Below are 23,552 nucleotides of genomic sequence, written 5' to 3'. Positions count from 1 at the left end.
TTACGGTTGATTAAATATTCATCTGTCCGTGATGTTCCGGGATTCCGCGGTTCTTTTTTTATCGGGTACCAGCAGTGCGAAAAGCAATGCCGCTGCCATGAGTATAATCGAGAATATATAGATGTAAGGCATCGCAGATGAGAAGGCATAAGCAGAGACATCGTTTATCGATATTTTTCCGCTGTTAATTATTGTACTTGTCATCCCCGACTGGAGTATCAGCGTATAAATTGCTGTTCCAAGGCTCATCCCTATGTAAAAAACTAGGTTACTTATGGCTGAACCCGTGATCTCAAGTCCTTTCGGGCTGTGTTCGATAATTCTGCTTGCACCAGAACTTGCAACCGCTCCGATCGCCATTCCGAAAAGGATGAGGGCGATGACCATGTAGATTATCATCCCGGGGCTTGTAAGGGATATTAAGAAGATTACAAATGCGATAATTCCGATCAGGGCAGATATCGAACAGACCATCCTGTTGCCCTCGTAGTCAGAGAGGAATCCGCCGGCAGGCCCTGCGATGATCATTATCATAGGCGGAATAAGCATGTAGAGTCCTGATATATCGGGAGTGAATTCGAGCACCTTCTCCAGGTAGAATGGAAGAATGAGCTCTATTCCACCTAGTAATATCTCGAATACGAGGAGGAAGGCTGTTGAGAGCAGAAAGGTCCAGGACAGGAATATGGACATATCCAGTATAGGGTCTTTGGATCTCTTTTCCTGGATAATGAATATTACAAGGGCCAGTATGGAGACTGCTGCCGTTATTATGGTCTCCGTTGAACTCCACCCGTATTCGCTTCCTTTCGTGAGCAGAAACAGGAACGATACCATAAATAGAGACATGAATACGAGTCCGCTGTAATCGAAGCCATTCGATCTTTCTGCCGGGCTGTATGGTTTCAGGCAGAAGTATGTCAGGGCCATCCCGATGATGCCGATAGGTATGTTGATATAAAAAATCCAGTGCCAGGAGATGAAATGGGTGATGTATCCTCCTATTGCCGGTCCTGCTGCAAGGCCGAATCCCCCGGCACCCATAATAATTCCAAGTGCACGCCCTCTTGTCTCGGGGGTGAATCCTATTGCGACCTGCGCCGGAACGGCTGCAGCCATCATCGCACCGCCGGTGGCCTGCAGGAACCTGAAGAAGATAAGCAGTTCTATTCTTCCTGATATTGCGCAAAAATATGAGCTTACGGTAAACAGCAACAGTCCTGCAAAAAGGATCTTCCTTGTTCCCGTTTTTTCGCTAACTTTTGCGAACGGAAGGAGCAGGCAGCTTATCGTCAGGAAATACACCATCGGGATCCATGACGCGGTCCCCAGGTTGATATTGAAGTCGGATGCGATTGTAGGGAGAGATATATTGAGAGCGGTTCCGTCGATAAGTTCTATTGCAGTTGCAAGGGAGAGGAGAAAGAGCACCGGCCAGTGGCCGTATCGTCCATCCTTTTCTCCCTGTTCTGCAATCATAATATTTCTGCCTGTGATATATTGTTTGAAATGATTCTTTATCAGTCTGGCGGGTTTATTCTGTATACTTATGCCGAAGTTCTGCCTGATTAATACTTCTGGGATCTACTGTTTATCTTTTTTAGATCTTCGGGAACGGTCATGACGACAGGTTCAAAGTGCAGTCTTTCCATGAATGCCGAATCGGAGATTGACTCTGGGTTTGGGTTTATCCTTGCGATCATCGATACGAACGCCCTGAAATACATTTCATGTTCGTCTTTTCCGAACCTGATCGCCATATTGAGGGCATGATTGCCGGCATTTTTATAGATCTCCATTACTCTCCTGATCCCTCCGGCGATCTCAGGAATGAACTCTTCAAAATCGTTGAACGAGCAGAACGGGAGATATCCCCGTATCTCCTTTTCTCCTATCGGTACCGGGTTTGCACACCACGTTATCTCGTCGCCGAACAGGTATCTGTCCGATTCTTTTTCAGATTCGGTTACTGAAAGCCAGTAATTCGATCCCGATCTGTCAAAATATTCCTTTGACCTGTTTATGTAAAGAGATGTCAGGTATGTAGGAATCCCGTCCGAGAATCCCTGCAGATGGGGATGGATCATGCTTGCACCTGCAGAGGATAGATAATTCCAGTTTATCGAGGCAAATCCTTTCTTTTCTTTAAGGCCCAGAAACTGGCCTTTAAGTGAATCAAGGATCTGGTTTTCAGTAATCTCATGTGGGCAATGCTCCTTTGTGATTACCGTTACAATATGGTTCTCACCGAAGGGGTAGATGTTTGGAAACGTAGTGGTTTCTCCAACATGTATTCTTTCGCCGTTCTCAAAGCATGGAGTATCTATTTCGATATTTTCAGGGCAGAACGGGCAGGACTTATTTATTTCCAATGCCTCAGGTATCCTGAGATCATTTAAACCCCTTTCTTCTCTTGACGGGCATATCCTGCACCTGATCCCGGTCAGTGTTTCTTCCCTGTACTCGATCTTTCGCCCGTTTCTATCAAGAAGAGCCTTTGAAAACATGAGAACTCCGGAATTCGTACATTGTCCTGCCTGGGCAGTACTATTTTAAGAAAGGTGCTGAAAACAAAAAAATTTTGGTATATTGTCCTGTTTTACTTAGACAATGTACTTTCCGAGAAGGCGGATGGAGTTTGTCATGTCGGGTCCGAGTGGTGAACCGAAGATGATCTGTGTAACTCCTGATGCGGTAAGGTTCTCGCACTTCTCTTTTACCATCTCAGGTGTTCCTGCGATTGTGAATGCATCGATCTCGCCGTCTCCGACAAGTCCTCCGACTGCACCGAAGTCGAAACGTGAAAGTGCATCTTTGATCTTTGCTACGTTTGAAAGGTCAAGGCCGTGGCGTTCGAGAAGTGCCGGTGGTGAACCTGCTGCAATGAATGCTGCAACGATCTTTGCTGCATTGCGTGCCTTCTTCTCGCTCTGGTCGATCGACATTGCGGTGTATGCACCGACATCGAACTTCTTGAACTTCTTGTCGTCAACCTTGTCGCATGCCGCTTTGATCAGCGGGATTGCGATGTCGAAGTCCTTGGAGTTTGATGCGTTGATGAGTGCTCCCTCTCCGATCTCACCTGCAAGTTCGAGCATCTTGGGTCCCTGGGCACCAATGTATACGGGGATTCCCTTCTTGCCCGGAAGCTGGACACCGGTAAGTTTTGCACCATCGTAGTCGAAGAATTCCATGTTTCCGCTCTTCTTGACTTCCTGCCCTGAGCAGAGTGCCTTGATCTGCTGGACACCTTCCTTCAGGCGTGCAACGGGCTTTACGGGGTCGATTGCGAGCTTCGGGAGTGTCGAGAGATCGCCTGGTCCGATACCGAGAACTGCGCGCCCTTCGGAGATCTCGTTCAGTGTGCACATAAAGGATGCAATTGCTGCCGGAGTGTCCGTGAATGTGTTCATGATACCCGGTCCCATCTTGAGGCTGTCTGTCGCCTGTGCAATTGCTGCAAGGGTGGGGTAGCAGTGGCGGTTGTTATAGTGGTTTGTAATCCACGCAAAGTCAATATCTTTGTTCTCTGCGAGTTTACAGTACTTTACAACCTGCTTAACGCTGATGTTTCCTGGTACAAATTCTATTCCATAACTCAAGGTCTATTCACCTCAAATAGAGTATTAATTCCGGGAGATTTAAAAACATTGCCATTTTGTTGCATTATCTTTTGGATTTTGAAAAAAAATAAGAAAAATATGGATTCCGGCTGTTGTAATAACTGTATTTTCAGCCTGTTTTATCACGAGAATTTATTGATATGTACTTACATATTATTCTTATTACATATGTCGCTCGTACGGCAGATTGGGTTCACCGGAAAGTATATCATGAGTTTCCGAGTGTACATGTTTTATAAAGCGAATGTGGGATAAAAGCGGAATAATCCCTGTCAGGGATTTCTGACTTCGGAAGCCTTTCACTGATATGAGGATCCTTACAATAGGCGTAGGAGGTGCAGGGTCGAGGATCGTCGACCAGCTATATTATCAGGACCAGCGCAGCAGTATAAGCTGTATGTCTGCTGTAGTAGTGGATACTGACGGAAATTTCCTGTCACAGCTCCGTTACCTTCCTGATGAGTCCAAGATATTCTTTCCTGCAATTGATCCCGAGGTCCATTTCGATGTACGCTCCACCGTCGATCTGAACGAGGTAATGACACAGATCAAAAGGATGGACAATATCGATATCGATGCGATAATGATATTCACCGGTCTGGGTGGGAATCTCAGTGATATCATCCCTGATCTGACCAAAGAGATCCGCAAGTCGTATTTCGAGCCTGTTTTTGTAGTCTGTACACTTCCTTATCTCAGAGAAGGCAGGCGGCAGGCGGCAAAAGCGGCCGACGATCTTGAAAAGATCGAAGAATCTGTCGACGGAATATTTCTTTTCGACAACGAGACCTGGTACAGGAAGATAAAAGCCTCCTTTGAAGTCACGATCGATGAAGCTGGAAATCCGGTAAGTACCCCGTCACCCTATGGCAAAACATTCCCCGAAAACCCGAGGGATATGTACAGGATGCTGAATGAGAAAATATCCCGCCAGATCGGACTTTTACTGAGAGCGGGAGAGTTCAACGAAGACGGTTTCGATTCAGCCGAGGTTGTCCTCGATGCCGGTGAAATCCTGAATACCCTGAAAGGCAATGGAATTACTGCTGTCGGCTATGCGGTGGAGCCTCTTCCGACAAACTGGACCGATATATTCGATAAGTGGCTCCCTGAAAAACAGCTGAACAATTTCAGTGAGGAGTCACAGAAAAGGGCGACGAGAATTGTCGCTCTTGCAAAGAAAGCCGTCTATGAGGATATCTCAGTTCCATGCGACCTGACAAGCGCAGAAAAGGCCCTGATCCTGATTGCTGGTCCTTCGAGGGAACTGTCGATGAAGGGTTTTCAGACCGTCAGAAAATGGATAGATACGAGTATCGCCGGGCTGGAAATGAGGGCGGGAGATTATCCTGTAACCAATACGAAGTTCGTCGGGATTATTATAATGCTCTCGGGAATCCATAACATCCCGCGGCTGGAAGAGATAAAAAGGCTCAGGGACGATTTTCTCCGTGAACAGGATGAGAAGAAAGCAATGGGGGAAGACCAGAGCCTGCTCGAGGAGGAGATGCTTCTTTTATCAGGAATGGGTTCCTCTCAGAATGATTCAGGGTTTATACCTGCAGATGAACCGGCTGAGGCGGTCCGGCGAGTGCAGAATTATGAGCCCGGGAGAGCACAGCCCCCGCAGAATTACTATGCTCCGGCTTACGATCCTTACAGCCGGAACGATGAGGCCCTTGAACAGGAGGCATTGGAGTTTATAGGTGGTTATTCTTCAAAACCCCCAAGGGCAGAGGCGAAGAGGAACTTAAATGTTGCACCGATTATTGAGGTAGGAGATGACAGATATATGGATTCGGAATATTCGGAGGATTCAGAAGGGTCTCTTGATCTGAAGGATTTCCTTGAGGATGAGCCTGAAGAAGAACCCCAAACCCATGAGTTGGCAAATGATCCGCGATTTATAGAATATAAGAAACAGTATTCATTCTCCGCACTCCTGGAGGATGACAGCGAACCTGAGTCTTCCGTAGATCCGTTTGACAGCGGCTGGATGGATGAGGAAAAGACACCGGTCAGGCGGCGGCCCGAACCGGAGGACATTCCGCTTACATCGAGAGAGTATGTTATGGAGCAGGAATTTCAGGAGTATTCTGCTGAGAAACGCGAGAATGATTCCTTAAAACCTGCTGTAAAGGACGACCAGATCTCGATATCGGGAAAGAAAGAGAAGAAGGTAGACAACAACGGAATCATCCTTCCGGGAAGATCGGAGCGCAACGTTTCCGATATGACGAGGATGACGTCTGTCAATATGGGAAACGCACCTAAAGATACAATCTTCGGGGCAGGTGCGAGGATAAAGGGCCCGATGATGCCAAAAGAGAAGAGCGATGTTGCGATGGTCGGTGAGAAGATCAGCATCGGCAGAAATTCATTCCATGCGACCGACAAGACTCTTTCGGCAGGCAACTTCTCTGCAGGCTCGAAGATGAGGCCGAAGGACAATGTATTCGGGGGAGGATCGGTCTCTGCCGGAAAAGCGATCCATCCGAATGACAGTACGTTTACCGGTTCGGGAGTTTCGGTTGGAAAGAATATGTCGGTCAACGACAGCACTTTCTCGGGTGGGAAAGTAAATATGAAACCGAATATCCTTCCCAAAGATAGTGACAGGATATCGGTGAAGGGCAAGGTGAAAAAGCCCAAAGAACTCCTTTCCGACAATATTGGTATGAGGCAGGGCGGCGGTGTAAAAGGACCGAAGGAACTCCTCTCTGACAATATCAGGATGAGGAAAGGGAGTGGAAGCAGCCCGAAGGAACTTCTTTCAGACAATATAAGGATGAGAGGTGGGGCGGCCGCGAAGCCTAAAGACGATATCTTTGCCAAATCGGTAACCGGCAAGGGATCTCCCGGGCACTCGAAAGGAAGTCCGGGGAAATCTTCTTTTTCAGGAACCGGTGATTTCACCCCTGCACCCGGTCAGAAGAAGAATGCCAAAAAGGGATCGGATTCCAAGGACGAAGATCTTTTTTGGGCCTGAAATTTATTCTGAATCTTTTTTTAACTGATTTTTGTTATAAACAGATTTTCTTTTATTTCTATTGTTTTCAATGAATCAGTTTTTTTGAAGCGTCAACAATTATCAAAATCGCGGTAGATCTAACGCAATTAATATTCCCCGGCCGAGGCAACCGAAGGGGTTTTCAACCCCTTTCGAAACCCCGACGATGACCTGCGGTCATATCTTGAAGATATAAAAAAAATAAAAAAATAATAAAAAATTAGCCTAATTTTAGAGAAACAAAATATGGACTTGGCGGGATTTGAACCCGCAGAATCTGCTTTTGCGGACCGAAGGGGTTTTCAACCCCTTTCGAAACCCCGACGATGACCTGCGGTCATCTCTTGAAGATAGAAGAAAAATAAAAAAATCATAAAAAATTAGCGAATATACAAAATAACAAAAATGGACTTGGCGGGATTTGAACCCGCGGCCTCTACGTTGCGAACGTAGCGATCTACCCCTGATCTACAAGCCCGAATTAATCCGTTAAAAATTGTTTAATCAGAGAATAATCTCTATATCTAATTTCTCTGCCAGCTCTTTATACCTGTTCCTAATCGTAACCTCGGTTACACCTGCGACCTCTGCAACTTCACGCTGCGTACGGCGCTCGCCGCCAAGGATCGAGGAGATGTAAATCGCGGCCGCTGCGACTCCTGTAGGCCCTCTGCCGCTTGTAAGCTCTCTTTCTCCGGCCTGGCGAAGGATCTCAACAGCCCTCGACTGGACCTCTCCTTTGAGGTTTAATCCGGAGCAGAAGCGCGGGACGTAGTCGATCGGGGACGTGGGCAGGAGTTTCAATCCGAGCTCTCTCGATATGAACCTGTATGTCCTTCCGATCTCTTTCCTCGATACACGGGATACCTCGGCAATCTCGTCGAGTGTTCTCGGGACGCTGCACTGGCGGCAGGCTGCATAGAGTGCGGCTGCAGCTACTCCTTCGATACTTCTTCCGCGGATGAGGTTCTTGTCTACCGCATCACGGTATACGACCGCTGCTGTCTCACGGACATTTCTAGGAAGACCGAGAGCCGATGCCATACGGTCGAGTTCGGAGAGTGCGAATGCAAGGTTTCTTTCGGTAGCGTTCGAAACACGAATCCTTCTCTGCCACTTGCGGAGCCTGTAGAGCTGTGCACGGTTCTTCGAGGAGATCGCTCTTCCGTACGAGTCGCGGTTTCTCCAGTCGATCATAGTCGAGAGACCCTTGTCGTGGATCGTGAAGGTCATCGGTGCACCGACACGGGAACGCTTCATGCGCTGGTCGTGGTCGAATGCACGCCACTCGGGACCCCTGTCGATGAACTCCTCTTCAAGTACGAGACCACAGTTCTGGCAGGTAAGTTCCGCACGCTCGTAGTCGTGGATAAGCTGCCTGCTTCCACACTCGGGACAGACCGTCTTTGAGGATTCCTCCTTTTTCTTCTGCTCTTTCTCTACCTGCGATGTACGCTTTTTAAGAGCCTCTCTCTGGCTCTGAAGTTGTTTAAGTTTCTCTATTTCCTGCATAGTTTTCACCAGTGAATTATTTCGTGTAAAGTTTCTCTCCGGTTGTTCGGTTATCCGACCTTTCGCACCATATTACAGCATACGGTGATTTGATATTTCCAAAAATTTCAACCAGTTTTCCGGCTTTTCTGTTCCGCCTGTCTATGATGTTTGCATGCAGGGGGGGCAGTTGCGCCGCATCGCATTTTGCAACGATCATATGCTCATTTATTATAAACTGGACAATTCCGGCTAATTTCAATAGGCTCATTCCTGAAAAACTGGTCGATTTTTTTCGTAACCTATATATGTTAGATTAAATTTTATATAAATTTTCCGGCAACTTTTAAATATTTGTTATCTCTTCAGAAGATCTCTGACTTCATAATCTGATAAAATCTTATCTGCAGTGTCCCTGTTCATTCCTGCGCCCAGCGCTACGGCTTTGCGCGCTTCTTCGGTCATAAGATCTCCCGGATCGTGGGTGTCCGAATCTACTACCATTCTGCATCCTGTTCTTTCGGCGATCCTGTAGACATGGCCGTTCGTCCTGTTGTGCCCTCCCCTTGAAGTTATCTCCAGAAAAACCCCGCTGGCCTTCGCGAGTTCTGCATCCTGCTCCGAGATCAGACCGGGGTGGGCAAGAATATCAACGTATTCACAGCTGCATGCAGCTGAATTCGTACCTTTCATCACAGGTTCGACTACTGTCTCGCCGTGGACAATCACTATCTCCGCACCTTCTTCCTTTGCAAGCCGTGCAAGTTCGGGAATCTCCCGCGGAGGGACGTGAGTAATCTCCACGCCTGTGACCAGCCTTATTCCGTACTCTTCTGCGGAGCTTCTGATCGATTCAGTCATTTTTATGATCTGGGAAATGTTCGACCTGTCGGCATGATCGGTAATACCTATGATATCGTATCCCAAAACAGCGGCCCTCCGGATAAGTTCGGTCGGAAGGAGCTCCCCGTCAGAATGAATAGTGTGCGTGTGAAGATCGTACATGTCCGCTCAGTTACCTTCCGACAATTTCTCTGCTATTTTTTTTATCAGTATTTCTTTTGAACCTTTCCAGGATACAATGATCCGTCCGCCTTTTTCTGTCCAGTGGGCCGGATGTTTGCTCTCCTCGGTTCTTGCCGAAAGCCCCGCCTTTTTTGCTGCTTTATAGATGTTCTGGGTATCCGGTTTGGTTATTCCGGCGGATACCGGCACCCTCCTCCCTTCGCTTCTCTTCAGTTCCTTATTGAAATAGCAGGGATAAAGGATTCGTTCATCTTCCATGATTACTGTTTGATCAGTGAACCTAATAACAGGTATGATCATACCTCTATCCATGCATCACGTTGACGTGAGTATTGAAAAGGATATTTTTGAGGCAAACAACAGACTCGCACACAAAAACCACCATCTTTTAAAGGGTCATGGAATTCGCGGGTTTGACCTTCTTGGGGCGATCGGTTCGGGGAAAACCTCCCTTATCGAAAGAATTGTGCCCGAGCTCGGGAAGCGTGGGCTTAAAACAGGTGCGATTGCAGGAGATGTCTGGGGTGACGACGACTTCCAGAGAATCGTGGCGACCGGTGCAAAGGCTGTTAATGCTAATACGGGTAAGGAGTGCCATCTTGATGCCCATATCGTAGAGCATGCACTCGAGCATCTCCCCCTCGATGAGATTGACATCCTTTTTATTGAAAATGTCGGAAACATGGTGTGCCCAACCGATTTTGCCCTCGGTGCAGAGAAGCGTATAGTGGTTGTGAGCACGACAGAGGGCGACGATGTCGTCAACAAGCATCCTATGATGTTTCGCGGGTGCGATATCGCTGTAATCAACAAGGTGGATCTGGCGGAATACGTCGGATGCAATGTCGAGAGAATGGTCGATGACATCGCGAAATATAATCCTGTAATGCCTGTATTTAAGACAAATCTTAAGACAGGGGACGGGATTTCGGAACTCACCGAAGAGATCCTGAAATGATCTCCCCCCGGCATTTTGCGGTGGAGTTAAATAACTAAAAATTGAATATATATAGCACTTCAGTTGACTGCGGGAAAAGCGTTATCAGCTTTTTCCTGTTGACGAGATAGTAATAGATATAGGTGTATCAATGCTTTGGCAAGGAAGATCCGTAAGGAAAGTAACAGGCGGTCGTGTCCGTCTCGTTCGTGGTAAGAGAAGAATTGAAGTAGGCAGGGCTCCGGCAGACACTCACATCGGCGAGGTTCGCTACAAGGTTATCAGGACCCATGGCGGAAACTACAAGATGAGGGCTCTTCGTGCACAGTTTGCAAGCGTGTCAAACCCGAAGACCGGTGAGACAAAGAAGGTTATGATCGAGACCGTGGTCGAGAACCCGGCAAACCCGAACTACGTTCGCCGTAATCTTTTAACCAAGGGCGCAATCATCAAGACAGAGCTTGGAAATGCAAGGATCCTGTCAAGGCCCGGCCAGGACGGCACAATTAATGCCGTTCTGACTGAATAATTTTTTTGTGTCGTTTTTCTTTTATCAATTTTAAATTCTGTACGTGTTCGAAACTTCATTACATGAATGTTTCATCGTAAAATCACTTCGTGATTTATCCTCAAAACAGTACAGGAATCATTCGATTCCTGCACATTTTTATAGGAACCAAACTATTCTGTACTTATGCGCAGAGTATACTTCCGCTTTCCTCTCAGGTGTGATCTTGATTTTGTGGCAGAAGAGCCTTTTATGACTGTCATCAGCAGAATCGGATCTTTTGACGGAGAACATATAACGAAAAAAGTCGGGAACGAACTGGTAAAACTCGATCTGCAGGTTTTTGTTGCAAAAGATAAGACTGGTTTCGATAAGATTGAAAATATTCCCGGATTCTATGACACGACAACTGATACCGTGGATTTCAGGATTATGTTCAACGAGACGATCCTCACCGGTGAGAGGAGAATACCACGCTCAACAACTTCATTTCTGGTAAAGGTTGAAGAGAAGGGGATGGCCTGCGACTGCTATATTGCAAAGGAAGGAGTTGCCGGCAATGTCGATGCACTCGACCTGAAAAACCTGATTCTCGGGAGGTAGACTTTGACTCTTCAAATGACGATTGCCGCACCGTTCAGGAACATGGGCCGTAACCGTCTGAAGAAGTCCGAAATCGTTTTTTATCTCGCTATCGATCGCCACTGGATGAACCGCGAGCAGGCGGAGAAGGTGATCTCAATGGCGGATGCAGAGGGCCTGATCAGGAAGGAGGGGGACTATTTTTCGATACCCGAGGAGTTTTCAAAAATAGACATACCTCTCGGCTATAAACCGTCGTCTGAGATATTTGAAAAAAAGGACCCTGTCGAGTCTCTTGCCGCCGCCATTGCGGAAAAGAACGGGATCGAGATAAATGCGGTAATCTCGGAGATGAATGCACTCATGGAGGATGAATTCGACGGCAACCTCCTTCCCGAGGCTGCGATAGTCATACTTGCAAGAGAATACGGGGTCGGCTTTGAAGAATATCTCGATGAATTGAAGAAAAGTATTGGGAAAATAGATTAATCTTTTTTCACTCCGCAGCTTCTGCGGGCTGTTCTTCGGGCTCGAAGTATGACTTGAGAGCCTTTGCACCGTATTCGACGACCTTTGCATTGATCTGGACGAAGTCGCCGGTGATCTCGGATGCCCTGATGGTCTTTCTCATGCGCTGACCATCGTATGTTGGGTGGAACCCTGTGCTCTCGGAGAGAAGGAGTCTTCTTTTGCCTGCGCCGGGAAGATCCTTTCTTGCCGGAATTCCTGTTCTGTCTGTTGCGCCGGTGATCTCGATCGAGTAGCCCTCGAAGCCGAGAAGGTCTCCCTTTATTACGTCGCCAACGCTCTTACCCATTAATGATCCTGCCATCCCGCCGGTAGCCTCGATATTGTAAGCCATGCCGTTTTTGGGGTCGGACAATACTACTTTGAAATCTGCCATTGTGAATCTCCAATATTTAGGTCTTTATAATTTTGAGCTGTAACCTTAAAAAAACTACTTACCCCAGAAGGGTTCGTCCTTTCTTTTCATGGAGGTGAATTCCTCCAAAACTTCTTTCATTCCGGGATCCAACCGTCCAAGCATCTCTTTTTCGATTACCTTTACGTGGTTTTCCGGAATGTCGACAAAGAGCTGGTCGCCGACATCGATCTGCCTTCCCACTGTTGGCCCTTCTATCGATATCGCCACTTCTTTTCCTTCTCCTGCTTCGGATATGCTGTCCTGCCCGGACTTAATCTGTTTGATCCTGCCGACCTTTCTTCCGTCGAGGTGAACCAGGTTGATTCCGCTCTGGAGTTTGCCGCCGAGTACGCGAACGCCGACAACTGCCGGGTTGCTCTGCCTGAATATGCAGTCGGGGAGGAGGATGATCTTTGCAGGCATTATCAGCTTTTCAAATGTCTGCTTTTCGATCTCGCGGCGGGTGTTCTCCTCCCATTCGAGATAGTCGTCGATGAGGTGGTATATGACTCCGCCCTGGAAGACCTTCACGTGCTTCATCGAGTTGTCGAGCAGTGTGTCTATGGCGTCCGGAAGAAGCTGTGTGTTGAAGGCGAGGAGGATCGAGAGCAGGGGGTTTTTAACCGTGCCGACCTCTATGATGTCATGCCTGCTGACAGGTCCGACCTCCGCACGCATAATCGGGATGTTATGCCCTTCAAGCTCCTTGGAGAGTGCTTCGAGGGCACCGATGGTGTCTGCCTTGATGTAGATTCCTTCGTCGGAGAGTTTGACCTCGATATCCTCCATCTCGTGGATGATGCTGTCGACGATCTCGTCTCTGTCGCCTTTGATCACTTTTATGGGCGAGCCTGCGACTGCATCGTCGAGATTTGGTGCGGCGACCTTGATTCCCCTTGCCGCTGTTACCGACTTGACCCTCTCGAACTTGTCTTCCGTGAGGATCTCCTGCATCGGGCGGGGCTGGAGAAGGGACCTGACCTTGGTCTCGATTACGCCGTTTGTTCCGCCGACCGCTATCTCGTCGCCGACATTGAGTGTTCCGTCATAAAGGATAACGTCGAGTGTAGTCCCGAGACCTTTCTCTTCCTTTACTTCGAGGACTGTTCCGATGCCGGGGCCTTCGACCGATAAAGAGAGGCCTTCGGTCATATAACGCTGTGCAAGCCCGATCATGACCATGAGGAGATCGGGGACGCCTTCGCCGGTGACTCCGCTTACGGGAACGATTGCGACATTCTTGGAAAAATCCTTTATCCTGTCGTATCTCTCGCTGTTGATGCCTTCTTCGGAGAGTTTCCCGACTATCTCGTAGGTCTTGTTCTCGATATCGGTCTGGACCCTTTCGTTCTGCGCCTTGTAGCACTTGAGGAAGGGGGCGTTTTCGGTTACTCTCCACCCGTGGATCCTGTCGATCTTTGTTGCGGCGACCACGAACGGGGTCTTGAAGTTTTTAAGTATGTGCAGCGCTTCGATCGTCTGCGGCTGGAATCCTTCGTTTATATCGACGACGAGGATTGCCATGTCGGCCAGCGCTCCGCCCCTTGCCCTGAGGGTGGTGAACGCGTGGTGGCCGGGAGTGTCGATAAAAAGGAGGCCGGGGATATCGAAGTGCATTTTGCCTTCCGTTCCGCTCATCTTTTCAATGGCTTCGAGGGGTATTATTGTCGCACCGATATGCTGTGTGATTGCACCCTCCTCCTTTGCCACGACCGACGATCCCCTGATCTTGTCGAGCAGGGAGGTTTTGCCGTGGTCTACATGCCCGAGTACGCATGCGATTGGCGTTCTGAGCGAGGAGGATGCGGAACCTGTGTTGGATTTCTTCTGACTCTTTTTCTTTGCCATTGTTCTCTCTCCAAAAAAACGGTCATGAAACAAATGTTTCATGCACTGTTTCATGTAAATCACAAAGAGATTTTCATGTTAAGCCGCGGGAAGGGATAATTCAGAATCTTATTACCAGACTGTCCTATACTATTAGATACAGATGATTATTATCCTATCTTATAAAGCCCTGCATTTAACCAAAACCGGGACTAAAAGATAATCTTAATCTATAATGTCCATCAAAATAAATAAGCCATTTGCCGGGGTAGGGTAGTGGTTATCCTCAGGGATTGTGGCTCCCTGGACTCGGGTTCAAATCTCGGCCCCGGCCTTTTTGTTTTTTGTACGATTTTAAAGTTCGAAAGTATTTTTGAGTGTTTTGATCAAAACAAACTTTTATTTCCTGTACAAATTCTAAATTACTAAAATTTATCATCGGTATAGATCAAAATGACTGATGTCCTTACTCCCGAACAGCGGAAGAAGAATATGTCCGCAATAAAGGGCAAAAATACAAAACCGGAAATGAAGATCCGGAAAATGCTTTGGGCAGAGGGAGTGAGAGGTTACAGAATTCATTATGATCTTCCGGGGAAACCGGACATCGTGTTTCCTAAGAAAAAAATTGCAATTTTCATCGATGGCTGTTACTGGCACAAGTGTCCGGAATGTTTCATAGAACCAAAGACAAATACAGAATTCTGGATGAACAAGATCAACGGGAATGTTGAGAGAGATAAAAAAATCACGAAGGAACTTGAGGATTCGGGCTGGACTGTTTTAAGATTCTGGGAGCATGAAGTCAGGAGAGAAGCTGAAGGGGTTGTTTTAAAAATTATTTCAATTTTAAAATCAAATGGAAGTTAAGTGAAATGATATTCAGGATCTTCCTCCTGAATTTTGTCTATAAGACTCTGCAATATTTTTCCAGTTTGCTGAACCTGATCATCTTTTGGCTTAATTCTTCTCCCTGCCATCTTTTGCATCCGTCTGAGAAGAACTATTTGATCCTCTGAAAAAATCCCTGTGTCGTTTGCTTTCCTGATTATTTTCAGCCATTTTTGAGGAGTGAGGTTTCTTATAAGATCCTGATAATTAATTGAATTTTCTAATTCCAAGAGGTCAGATCCATCCTCTGAATAACTATTTTCATTATTTTCATCTTCATTTCTTTCAGGTTCCATACGAGCTCTTACATCCCGTGACTTTAGAATATCATCATCCACTAATTCATTCTTCAGTTCATCCGTTATTGAAATATTCTTCTTTAATAATGAATCCCAGCAGTCTTTCTTTTTACACCATTCAGTGATGTTTTTTCCTCCTGGTGGTGAAGTAATATGCGCCTGAACAATTCCTGAGATTTTGGTAATGACATTATCAAGAGCCTGTGAAAGTTTCTGTTCTTTCCAAATATGCTCAAGGTCAATTCGTTTTTCTGTAAGTTTTGAGAGAAGAGCAACTGTATATGTTACATTATTAGCTTTATATCCTCCGTATTTTTGGCTAAGGACAATTTTGTCTGTTCTTTTGAATAGGATGGCCTTTGCGATTAAAAGGTGGAAGTAGCCGGCATCCGGGGTGAATTCTCCGTTCTCTCTATATCTTATAATGAAATCTCTGTAATTTTTCTCCGCTCCTAGACTAACAATATAGGGCAATTGATCCCACGACTGTTCAAATTTGGCAAGGTCTGTTTTAGTGAATCGCTGCCCGGTAGGATTTTGTTCTCCAAATACTCTTCTTTGTTTAGGGGTAAGCTTTCGTGCTTTTTCATCCTGATATTGCCCTCTGGCACGTTCATAGTACCAATGAGTTTCCCGCTGATTTCCTCTCTTCGCCGGTGCCCAAATCTGCCGGGATAATTTCTGAATTGCGATATGGAAAGGATCATTTGATGTAAAATCTGCAGCGTTTATTTTATTCTGGCTGTTTGCATATTCAGATATCTTAGGAACAATGATATCTGCGTCTTCAGGGTTTTTTAAAACTGTAAGTTTTACCTGTATAAAAGCCCCGGATATATCTTTCTTTTCTTTGGAACGTGTATGATATATTGAAGCAGTGGTCTGGCCTCCATTTACTATCTGAAAATCACGAATTTTACTGATACAAGGAATTCCATTATTGCCCTCAATTAAATCAATTGCGTCTGCTGTTGCAGAAATCCCGTTATTATATGCCAGAAACATATGAGACTGGTTTATAATTGTATCACGAATTCCTTTGTTTACGTTCCCTCTCATCTGTAAATAAGCACGAACGTTTCTTTCGAGAAGCCGTGGACCAAATTTACCGTATAGATCTGCGAGCATATTTGCGGGCATTATGGAAAGATAAGTAGAGTATACTGAATTCTCTTCCGGCATAGAAAGACAGGGAAGTGGTTCATTGAATTCGCTAATCAGATCGATTACTACAGGTTCCTGTTTTTGTTCGGAGCTTACAAGGCGGTGTAATCTTTCTATGTCCCAGATATGGCTGGAAATAAGATAGGGTCCGCAAACATCATCAGGAACTTCTTCGATATTTGCAATTCCATCGCTCAGAACAAATAAACGGATAAGATTTAGTTTGTTCCGAAGCTGGTATATGCGATCAGCAAGGTCAAAAGCTGGTGATGATTCTTCAAAACTTAGATATTCCCTCTTGATTGCTTTATCAAAAAAATTTCTGAGGCGTTTTAATTGTAGATTGAGATCAGTTTTTGTTACACGTACTGGTGGATTATCGCCGGTATAATTAGATACAAAAAGGTCCAGTGCCTCGTTATCATTGAAAAAAGAATAGCCATTAACTTTTATTCCTCTTGCCTGATGAAAACAAATTTCATGGTCATCGATCTCTCCGGCATCGGCAAGGTACTCCATCATCAGATTGGTGAACTGCTCTTCAGAAAATAACTCTGATTCAGAATCCCTTATTCCGGCAATAATATCCTGATGAAACATTTCTGCAAATTGTTCAAGATCAGTGTCAGTCATTTCTACACCTCTCAAGTTCTTCCCGGAATGTAATTTCATCTATATTAAATGGAATACAGGTAGAAATGTTAACAGAGTATTGAACGTCTCCAACTCCTTCAATAAGATCTCTTTCTGTAATGCGGGGAAAATTATCCCTGATATGGAATATCTGTTCTTTTCTGTCTATGTAACCTGTAGTTTCATATTTTTCACGCTGTTCATTCAGATATCCTGCCTGAATAAGAAAATTCTCAAATAATGACAACGCTTTGGAATCTTCAGATATTTCAGATCTTAATTTATCGATAATCTCAGGTAATGTTATACCACTATTTTGTATTTCTCTGATTGAAAGATGATACATATAAAGTGCTCTTAGGCCAGTATCATCAAGTTGTTGTTCATTTGCAATTGTAACTTTCTGATGTTGTTTTGCAGTGCTCGTTTTTATTTCGATTGCAATATTTGAGATCTGGAAATCCTGTTGTTTTTTATTTGGTCCTGTCCAGGCAGATACGGCCTTTATAGAACCTACTGCAGGTAAAAGATAATCTTTGAGAAATTTAAGTTCTCCAAAAAGGCCGGTTTGTGCATTAGGACTAAGGCCCTCTGCTCCATACCGGTCAAGAAACTGCTGCCACATCGCCAGACGGCTGAAAAGGGCATTAAGCATTTCTTTTTCAGAAGATTTAGTGGAACTATGATCTGCAATATCTTCAGTCACTCGTGTAAAAATCTCCTGATATCTAAAATCATTAAGAACGAGCTGAATTGTAGCGAACTGTCCCTGATCCTCAGGAAGAATTACCTGTTTAATATCAAATCCCTTTGAACGAGGTAGCGAATACTGATTAATTATGTTCTCCTTTTTTATACGAAGCATAAAAATCCGTTCTTTCTTAGGGTGCTGCACGCCAAGAAAAAAATCAAAAATGGATTCCGGGAATATCCTTATTGAAAGGATACCTTCATTATCAGTATATTGGGAGTTTTTTTCCAGTTGCTCCCATATTTTACTGAATTGTTCAACTGTCAAATTCCTGCTCCCAGTAGATGTTATTTACTTTATATTCAATTTTTACATCATTATTACTTTTAGGAATACTGAATGCAAGTCCTATTACGGGAATTTCTACTTTTGGGGGGTTAGGATCTAACGGGTAAATTAGCAGCAATCCTTGCTCTGGAGGTCTGGTGTCCCTTATATACTGACCACTTGGAAACTGTGGCTCTTCTTCTGAACGAGTTCTCCTGTTAGGATCATTTTTCATTTTCTGGAGAGCTTCTTCAAATTGAATCTCAGTAAAATCAATATATTCATGTTTGGGATCAATTATGTGTCCTTTTCTAAGAACATATTTTGAATTTGACAGATTTAAATCCGGTTTTCGGACAGTGAGGCCAATTTCACAGCTCCCAATTACAGCGGTGTTTTTTGCTTGGCTATTGTTAATTAGAGCAACAGTCCAGTGAGTTAATTCTCCTTTTAATAACTGTTTTCTAATATATTCTTTTAGATATCTAGGATTAGCCTTTTTTAAGTCTTCATGGATAAGATATTCATCTAAAATCTTTAAGATATCTATAGCAGGCACATTCTTCCAGATTTTATGCTGTTCAAAGAAGACAGATGAACCATTTGGAATTCCAAGGTTTTGTATAAACTGGTTTGTAACATTCAGATTATTCCTGAGTTTTTCCGTGTCTTTATACAATTTATACGTTTCAATAAGTGAATTTGAATAAGAAAGTTGCATAACCGTTCCAGTTCTCATTTTATTAACGGCTGTTATCAATAATCCGTCAGGATGTGTCCGAACACGTAATCCATATTCTCTTGGGGTAGAGTTAAGAATAGCCATATAATCAAATTCACTTCGTAATTCTTCAGAAGCCATATTGATATACTGATACCACTCAACAAGTTCAGGGGATGTATATAACCGGCATAGATCGATATATCCGGGGCGGAAACCGAACCATCTCCCCATTTGCATAAGCGTATCATACATTCGTGAAGCCCTGAGATAATAACTTATACTAAGTCCTTCAAGAGTCAGTCCTCTGGATAGTTTATCTCCGCCGATGGCGATTACGTTTAATCCGTCCGGCTGATCGTTATAGTCAAGTACATCTTTTGCGGTCCCATTTATTTGTTTGATTCTGATCCTAGCAGCAGAATCATATAAGTAAGGTGATAGTTCTTCCCAAGATACGTCTGATATTAGAGGATCGTTTATCTGTTTTCTGACTGAATCTGTTGTTGGGATATAATCTGAATTCCAGATCTTCTTAAATTCAGAATATATTTTATCTGGATCTGAAGGGTCAGAATATTCAAGTTGTCGACGAACGAAGCTTAACTCTTCATTTACAAGCTCCCCTAACTCTTTCTGTACAGCAGTGTATCTTGTAACATGAATCAACATCGAGTTGTGATTTCTATATTCTCCACGAACTCTACGGGCAGCACAGGTAATAATAAAGGATTTTATTGCAGTTTTTAGGGATTCAGGAAGGTTTTTCGGCTTAAAATCTTTTTTATGATTATTTGGGATGAACTGTTCCGAATCATAAATTTTTCTTATTATATCCAGACCTTCCTGATCTTCATCGTCATGAGAAAAACCAAAAATTTCTGAAGGGCCAATGTAGTTCGGTGGTTTCGGCAGATTTATAATAAAATCACGGGGGAAGAGATCCTCACCATGTGTTTTGGTTTCCCCTTCCGGGAAAATAAAAATATTTGCAAATGGTGTTGCAGTATAACCAACATATGCACTTTTCTTAAAATGGCCTAATAGGGTGCGGATTTTGTCGTTGGTCTTACTTACATCGTAGTCATCAAGCGGTTTTCCGTCTTCATCAAGAGGAATAGGATTGGTATTTACTGATGCGTTATCCGCCTCATCATCAATAACCAGAAGAGGAATATTACGTACTATCTTCTTTCCGGTACTTGGATCTTCCTGCCCCCTTACGCTTATTGCCCAGTTAATCAGGTTATTTAATACGGATATTTGCTTTTTTACAACAAGTATAACCGGATCTTTTCCACCTGGCAGAACTCCTACCTGAGATGCAACTCTTCTGTTAAAATCACCATTATCAGCACTTGAAGTAAGAGAATGAACCGTGATAAACTCCTCTCCAGGTAAACTTCCTACGCCAATTCTTAAATTTTCCTGATTGAAAGCACGGTTTAACTGAGTATCAAATCCAAGGAATCCTTCGTCAAGACGTACCTGGGTCTGACTTCGCAGACTTTTATGCATTCCTGCAAGAACAATAATCAGTTTATATCCCGCATCTGCTGTTTTGCAGATAAGTCCGGTATAATTTGCTGTTTTTCCCGACTGTACATATCCAACAACCATTCCCCGTCTATCCCATGAATCTTCACGTACAGGATCCTCCAATCTTTCGAGTACCCCGTCAGTAAGATTATCAAGTGTAATAATATTTTGTTCTGAGAAGCCCTTCTCCTCCATTAGATAGCGTTCGTATCTCTTCCAGAATTTCCACGGGATTTGACTTTTTTTATCAGGTAACCAAACTTTATGGTCTTTTTTATTTTCAAGAACTGTCGCAGAACCACGCCAGATTTCACATCTTGATTCAATATCTTTGATCAAACGATCTCTGTTTACAGGATCGGAATCACCTTCAGCCTTAAGCATTCCAAGTACGAGGTCGACCTTTTTTTGAATAGTTTCTGAATTAGGGTTTGTTTCTCCTTTTAGCATCACGAGGATAAGAGAAACAGCTCTGTTATATGTATCTGTCATCGTTCATTCTCCTTTGACTCCAGATATACTGATACATTTTGGGGGTAGTCACAAAATGGTTCCATACTAATGATTCTTCTTTTTGCTTCATTATAATCGATTCCGCTATCCCTCAAAGAATTCCAGATCTCTTCTAATACCACAAGAAGTTCCTCGGAGGGACTGTTTTCAAAAGGACGTAGTATCTGATCGGGATTATTCATATTATTAAGAATAATTGCCGGAACTGGAACTGTTTCCTCGATCAATCTCAACATTGCTTCAATTTTCTTTTTATTTTGAATTGGGTCGTTGAGAACTGATGCAATTAGGGGGTGTTTTCGATTAATTGTGTAAAAATAATTTCCATCTCTGACATTCGTATTCCATGGGAATACAAAATCTCCCGCGGTCTGACGTTCAACCATTCTTCCACGGTGACGATACACTGCTGTGGCAGGATCTATTGTAAGACGTGCAATCCGTTGGAAATCCTCTCTAAGCTGTGGTGGTGGTCGTGCGACTGATTTTTTAACATCTATTTTCCAATATTCGTCCATAGAATTGGGGATGTCTACGAGAATTCTTGCAAGTTTCGTGTAAGTTTCTTTCCTGAAACCAAGACCTAGCCAGTCCCCGGCTACAATAAGCCTGTTGTTACGGTAAATATAAAATCCCTGCCGGGCATTCCATCCTCCGGGACCTCCGGCTTGTTCATATGTTTGATCGTCCATTTTTGATCTGTGGGGTAGAACATAAGCTCGAACTGTTATTTTTTCTCCTCTGAAGTAAATTGGTTCTACTGGAAGGTGTTGAGTTGCGGTATGATTTTTTAAGAAAGGATCCCATGGAGAAATAGGATGGTTATTGATTTGTATTTTTACGGAATTCTGTTTCTCAAGGAATCTATGAAAAACCATGCTCAAATGGCTTTTAACTTTATCAATATGCTTATAAAAAAGATTTTCACGCTTACGATCATCCTTGTCAGCTCCTTTAACTAGGCGATCCATTTGTTCCCATAAAACAATTGTTCCGTGTCCCATAGAATCTAGAGCTGAAAATATATTGTCTTCTTTTGGATCGATCCTTTGTAGCCGCCATTCTTTACATTGATTTATATAATCAAGATCCCATCTTCTGATGACGATATTATTTCCTTCTGCTTTAGAACCAACAGTAACTCTACGGCATTGTGAAAAGGAAGCTGTCTTTAGGCCAAGTCCGAATCTTCCGAGATCTTTTGGATCGCGTTCATCCAAAGGATTTTTACTTCCCGGTTTCATTGAATTAATTAACTCTGCTTCAGTCATCCCGCAACCGTTATCTATGATAGAAATTTTTGATTTTTCTCCTAGCCAAGTAAACTGAATCTGGATATCATCAGCATCTGCTACAATACTATTATCGATAATATCAGCTAGGGAGGCTTCAAGGCTATAGCCAAAAGATCGTAATGATTCAACCAAAGCACTTGGATCAGGATTAACCAAATCAAAATCAGCCTGTATTTTATTATTCATTTTAATCGTCCGAAAGTTAACTGATAGAATTCTATAAAATTTCTTAGATAACAGACATAATCTTCAGAACAGGTTAAATTTTTTGATCTAATTTTAGCAATATTTTAGCATATTATTTATTTTTCTTCCAATTCCTTCAGCCATAAGGGGAGGAACAGCATTTCCAATTTGAACATACTGTGATGTTCTTGATCCTTCAAACAGGTAGTCGTCAGGGAAGGACTGGAGGCGGGCAGCTTCCCTTACTGTAAGGGAACGGGCCTGATTAATGTCCGGATGGATGAAGTAATGTCCGTCTCTGGAAAGATGGGCCACTACTGCATGTGATAACCCTTCACCATCTACCACTTTGAAGCGATCCAAAAAAGATGAAAGATTATTATGTGTTATCAGATTTTTCGGAAGTTCATTATAATGAAGTCTTTTCCTTTCGGAATTCCATAATTTTATTGCTATCCGGTAGATCTCACGATCTCTTTCGATATGACTGCGTGCAATATGATGACGGACGGACTTATCACTATTACGGATCCCGTATTCACTTAGATAATCACTTGGACGCACATTTTTGTAACTCTGTGGACCATCGGTACCTGTTCCGGGTTCAAGTTCTGGAAGGTCCCGTAACACATCCCAGACTACATAACCGCTTTCATGATTCCCGAAATTGGGATATTCGAAATCATGCTCTTTCTTCCATCCTATGAAAATAATACGCTTCCTGTTCTGCAAGACTCCGAAATCCCGAGCATTCAGTATGTGTGGTTCAGGAGGTGTGTAATAACCAATTTCCTCGATACGGCGGAGGAAATCCTTATGAATAGTCCCTTTTTTTGCACTGATCAGACCAGGAACGTTTTCAAAGACAAAAACTTCCGGCTGATACTCCTGAATAAAATGGAGGTAGTGAAGATAAAGGTGGTTTCTGGGATCTTTTTCCATTCTTTCCGGATCACGGCTTCTTCCAATAACAGAATATGCCTGACAGGGAGGGCCTCCGATGATAACATCAACATCTTTTCTGCCGGCTTCCTCAAGTCTCCCGCCAACCATTTTTTTTATTGAATTTTCCCTTTCCGGAGATAATTCACAATTAAAAACACCAGGATCAGGTATATCGAGAGATTTACACTCTTCAATGAATTCTTCACGTGTTAGATTCTGATCATAGTAATCATAGTAAATATCCTGACGGTCTTTCTTGGCCAAAGAGTGATAGAATGCCCGTGTAGCAAGCGTATGACATGCAGTGGTGTTCTTTTCAATATGGGTTACAATATTGAAATCGTTCCGGAAGAATCCCTCTGTAAGTCCTCCGGCACCTGCAAACATATCAAGTACAATTTTTTCCTGTGACACTACGG

20 protein-coding genes and 2 tRNA genes are annotated in these 23,552 nt (G+C 43.9%); 7 read left to right on the top strand and 15 right to left on the bottom strand.

Going from position 1 to position 23,552, the window contains the following annotated elements; all coding sequences use genetic code 11:
• Nucleotides 1-18: 18 nt before the first annotated feature.
• The 3 genes from MPET_RS11015 to MPET_RS11005 all read right to left on the bottom strand — a co-directional run bounded on the left by MPET_RS11015 (nucleotide 19) and on the right by MPET_RS11005 (nucleotide 3,602).
• Nucleotides 19-1,479 (bottom strand): DHA2 family efflux MFS transporter permease subunit, encoded by a 1,461-nt coding sequence (locus tag MPET_RS11015; RefSeq protein WP_013330107.1) that lies wholly within the window; start codon nucleotides 1,477-1,479, stop codon nucleotides 19-21.
• A gap of 89 nt (nucleotides 1,480-1,568) precedes the next feature.
• A complete protein-coding gene (locus MPET_RS11010) occupies nucleotides 1,569-2,507 on the bottom strand; it encodes a galactose-1-phosphate uridylyltransferase (protein ID WP_013330106.1) in 939 nt (312 codons plus the stop codon).
• Between the two features lie 96 nt (nucleotides 2,508-2,603).
• Nucleotides 2,604-3,602 (bottom strand): 5,10-methylenetetrahydromethanopterin reductase, encoded by a 999-nt coding sequence (locus tag MPET_RS11005; RefSeq protein WP_013330105.1) that lies wholly within the window; start codon nucleotides 3,600-3,602, stop codon nucleotides 2,604-2,606.
• 328 nt (nucleotides 3,603-3,930) lie between these two features.
• Here MPET_RS11005 and MPET_RS14585 point away from each other — a divergent pair, with 328 nt between their 5' ends.
• On the top strand, nucleotides 3,931-6,612 hold the full coding sequence (locus tag MPET_RS14585; protein ID WP_013330104.1) for a tubulin/FtsZ family protein: 2,682 nt from the start codon (nucleotides 3,931-3,933) through the stop codon (nucleotides 6,610-6,612).
• Nucleotides 6,613-7,039: 427 nt separating this feature from the next.
• On the opposite strand, the gene MPET_RS10995 is transcribed toward MPET_RS14585, so the two are convergent.
• The 5 genes from MPET_RS10995 to MPET_RS10975 form a co-directional block, all read right to left on the bottom strand.
• Nucleotides 7,040-7,111 (bottom strand) — tRNA-Ala (locus MPET_RS10995).
• A gap of 26 nt (nucleotides 7,112-7,137) precedes the next feature.
• Nucleotides 7,138-8,145 carry a transcription initiation factor IIB gene (locus MPET_RS10990; protein WP_013330103.1) on the bottom strand — a complete coding sequence of 336 codons (1,008 nt, stop codon included), beginning with the start codon at nucleotides 8,143-8,145 and terminating at the stop codon, nucleotides 7,138-7,140.
• Nucleotides 8,146-8,161: 16 nt separating this feature from the next.
• Nucleotides 8,162-8,395 carry an H/ACA ribonucleoprotein complex subunit GAR1 gene (locus MPET_RS10985; RefSeq protein ID WP_013330102.1) on the bottom strand — a complete coding sequence of 78 codons (234 nt, stop codon included), beginning with the start codon at nucleotides 8,393-8,395 and terminating at the stop codon, nucleotides 8,162-8,164.
• A gap of 86 nt (nucleotides 8,396-8,481) precedes the next feature.
• Entirely contained in the window at nucleotides 8,482-9,129 is a 648-nt protein-coding gene (locus MPET_RS10980) for a histidinol phosphate phosphatase domain-containing protein (protein WP_013330101.1), read from the bottom strand.
• Between the two features lie 6 nt (nucleotides 9,130-9,135).
• Nucleotides 9,136-9,408: a signal recognition particle subunit SRP19/SEC65 family protein gene (locus MPET_RS10975; RefSeq protein ID WP_048130830.1), complete on the bottom strand. Its 273-nt coding sequence runs from the start codon at nucleotides 9,406-9,408 to the stop codon at nucleotides 9,136-9,138.
• A 52-nt stretch (nucleotides 9,409-9,460) separates the two neighbouring features.
• Here MPET_RS10975 and hypB point away from each other — a divergent pair, with 52 nt between their 5' ends.
• The 4 genes from hypB to MPET_RS10955 all read left to right on the top strand — a co-directional run bounded on the left by hypB (nucleotide 9,461) and on the right by MPET_RS10955 (nucleotide 11,666).
• Nucleotides 9,461-10,108: a hydrogenase nickel incorporation protein HypB gene (gene hypB, locus MPET_RS10970; RefSeq protein WP_013330099.1), complete on the top strand. Its 648-nt coding sequence runs from the start codon at nucleotides 9,461-9,463 to the stop codon at nucleotides 10,106-10,108.
• 130 nt (nucleotides 10,109-10,238) lie between these two features.
• Entirely contained in the window at nucleotides 10,239-10,616 is a 378-nt protein-coding gene (locus tag MPET_RS10965) for a 30S ribosomal protein S8e (RefSeq protein WP_013330098.1), read from the top strand.
• A gap of 213 nt (nucleotides 10,617-10,829) precedes the next feature.
• The gene (locus MPET_RS10960) at nucleotides 10,830-11,198 is read left to right on the top strand and encodes a hypothetical protein (protein ID WP_225353816.1); all 369 of its coding nucleotides are present in this window, start codon (nucleotides 10,830-10,832) and stop codon (nucleotides 11,196-11,198) included.
• Nucleotides 11,199-11,201: 3 nt separating this feature from the next.
• Nucleotides 11,202-11,666, top strand: a complete 465-nt coding sequence (locus MPET_RS10955; RefSeq protein WP_013330096.1) for a DUF2240 family protein — start codon at nucleotides 11,202-11,204, stop codon at nucleotides 11,664-11,666.
• A 7-nt stretch (nucleotides 11,667-11,673) separates the two neighbouring features.
• Here MPET_RS10955 and MPET_RS10950 read toward each other — a convergent pair whose 3' ends face one another.
• Both MPET_RS10950 and infB read right to left on the bottom strand, forming a co-directional pair.
• Nucleotides 11,674-12,081, bottom strand: a complete 408-nt coding sequence (locus tag MPET_RS10950) for a 30S ribosomal protein S6e (protein WP_013330095.1) — start codon at nucleotides 12,079-12,081, stop codon at nucleotides 11,674-11,676.
• A gap of 54 nt (nucleotides 12,082-12,135) precedes the next feature.
• Nucleotides 12,136-13,950: a translation initiation factor IF-2 gene (gene infB, locus MPET_RS10945; protein ID WP_013330094.1), complete on the bottom strand. Its 1,815-nt coding sequence runs from the start codon at nucleotides 13,948-13,950 to the stop codon at nucleotides 12,136-12,138.
• Between the two features lie 241 nt (nucleotides 13,951-14,191).
• Between infB and MPET_RS10940 the strand changes: the two genes are divergently transcribed.
• Both MPET_RS10940 and MPET_RS10935 read left to right on the top strand, forming a co-directional pair.
• Nucleotides 14,192-14,263, top strand: a tRNA-His gene (locus tag MPET_RS10940).
• 119 nt (nucleotides 14,264-14,382) lie between these two features.
• A complete protein-coding gene (locus MPET_RS10935) occupies nucleotides 14,383-14,799 on the top strand; it encodes a very short patch repair endonuclease (RefSeq protein WP_013330093.1) in 417 nt (138 codons plus the stop codon).
• Here MPET_RS10935 and MPET_RS10930 read toward each other — a convergent pair.
• From MPET_RS10930 to MPET_RS10910, 5 genes are all read right to left on the bottom strand, one after another.
• Nucleotides 14,796-16,916 (bottom strand): AIPR family protein, encoded by a 2,121-nt coding sequence (locus MPET_RS10930; RefSeq protein ID WP_013330092.1) that lies wholly within the window; start codon nucleotides 16,914-16,916, stop codon nucleotides 14,796-14,798. The genes MPET_RS10935 and MPET_RS10930 overlap by 4 nt on opposite strands.
• Complete coding sequence (locus MPET_RS10925; protein WP_013330091.1) at nucleotides 16,909-17,934, bottom strand: PD-(D/E)XK motif protein; 1,026 nt, start codon at nucleotides 17,932-17,934, stop codon at nucleotides 16,909-16,911. Before MPET_RS10925 ends, MPET_RS10930 begins: the two co-directional genes overlap by 8 nt.
• Nucleotides 17,924-20,686 (bottom strand): Z1 domain-containing protein, encoded by a 2,763-nt coding sequence (locus tag MPET_RS10920; RefSeq protein ID WP_013330090.1) that lies wholly within the window; start codon nucleotides 20,684-20,686, stop codon nucleotides 17,924-17,926. The genes MPET_RS10925 and MPET_RS10920 overlap by 11 nt, the downstream gene beginning before the upstream one ends.
• On the bottom strand, nucleotides 20,683-22,188 hold the full coding sequence (locus MPET_RS10915) for an ATP-binding protein (RefSeq protein WP_013330089.1): 1,506 nt from the start codon (nucleotides 22,186-22,188) through the stop codon (nucleotides 20,683-20,685). The genes MPET_RS10920 and MPET_RS10915 overlap by 4 nt, the downstream gene beginning before the upstream one ends.
• Nucleotides 22,189-22,281: 93 nt before the next feature.
• A complete protein-coding gene (locus MPET_RS10910) occupies nucleotides 22,282-23,547 on the bottom strand; it encodes a DNA cytosine methyltransferase (protein WP_013330088.1) in 1,266 nt (421 codons plus the stop codon).
• Between the last annotated feature and the right edge of the window lie 5 nt (nucleotides 23,548-23,552).

Origin of the sequence: Methanolacinia petrolearia DSM 11571, assembly GCF_000147875.1 — an archaeon.
Taxonomy (GTDB): Archaea; Halobacteriota; Methanomicrobia; order Methanomicrobiales; family Methanomicrobiaceae; genus Methanolacinia; species Methanolacinia petrolearia.
This window is presented reverse-complemented; position numbering and strand designations above follow the sequence as displayed.

Coding starts and splice junctions, on each gene's coding strand:
- MPET_RS11015 (WP_013330107.1), bottom strand. CDS start 1,479: ATGATTGCAGAACAGGGAGAAAAGGATGGACGATACGGCCACTGGCCG.
- MPET_RS11010 (WP_013330106.1), bottom strand. CDS start 2,507: ATGTTTTCAAAGGCTCTTCTTGATAGAAACGGGCGAAAGATCGAGTAC.
- MPET_RS14585 (WP_013330104.1), top strand. CDS start 3,931: ATGAGGATCCTTACAATAGGCGTAGGAGGTGCAGGGTCGAGGATCGTC.
- MPET_RS10990 (WP_013330103.1), bottom strand. CDS start 8,145: ATGCAGGAAATAGAGAAACTTAAACAACTTCAGAGCCAGAGAGAGGCT.
- MPET_RS10985 (WP_013330102.1), bottom strand. CDS start 8,395: ATGAGCCTATTGAAATTAGCCGGAATTGTCCAGTTTATAATAAATGAG.
- MPET_RS10980 (WP_013330101.1), bottom strand. CDS start 9,129: ATGTACGATCTTCACACGCACACTATTCATTCTGACGGGGAGCTCCTT.
- MPET_RS10975 (WP_048130830.1), bottom strand. CDS start 9,408: ATGGAAGATGAACGAATCCTTTATCCCTGCTATTTCAATAAGGAACTG.
- hypB (WP_013330099.1), top strand. CDS start 9,461: ATGCATCACGTTGACGTGAGTATTGAAAAGGATATTTTTGAGGCAAAC.
- MPET_RS10965 (WP_013330098.1), top strand. CDS start 10,239: ATGCTTTGGCAAGGAAGATCCGTAAGGAAAGTAACAGGCGGTCGTGTC.
- MPET_RS10950 (WP_013330095.1), bottom strand. CDS start 12,081: ATGGCAGATTTCAAAGTAGTATTGTCCGACCCCAAAAACGGCATGGCT.
- infB (WP_013330094.1), bottom strand. CDS start 13,950: ATGGCAAAGAAAAAGAGTCAGAAGAAATCCAACACAGGTTCCGCATCC.
- MPET_RS10935 (WP_013330093.1), top strand. CDS start 14,383: ATGACTGATGTCCTTACTCCCGAACAGCGGAAGAAGAATATGTCCGCA.
- MPET_RS10930 (WP_013330092.1), bottom strand. CDS start 16,916: ATGACTGACACTGATCTTGAACAATTTGCAGAAATGTTTCATCAGGAT.
- MPET_RS10920 (WP_013330090.1), bottom strand. CDS start 20,686: ATGACAGATACATATAACAGAGCTGTTTCTCTTATCCTCGTGATGCTA.
- MPET_RS10915 (WP_013330089.1), bottom strand. CDS start 22,188: ATGAATAATAAAATACAGGCTGATTTTGATTTGGTTAATCCTGATCCA.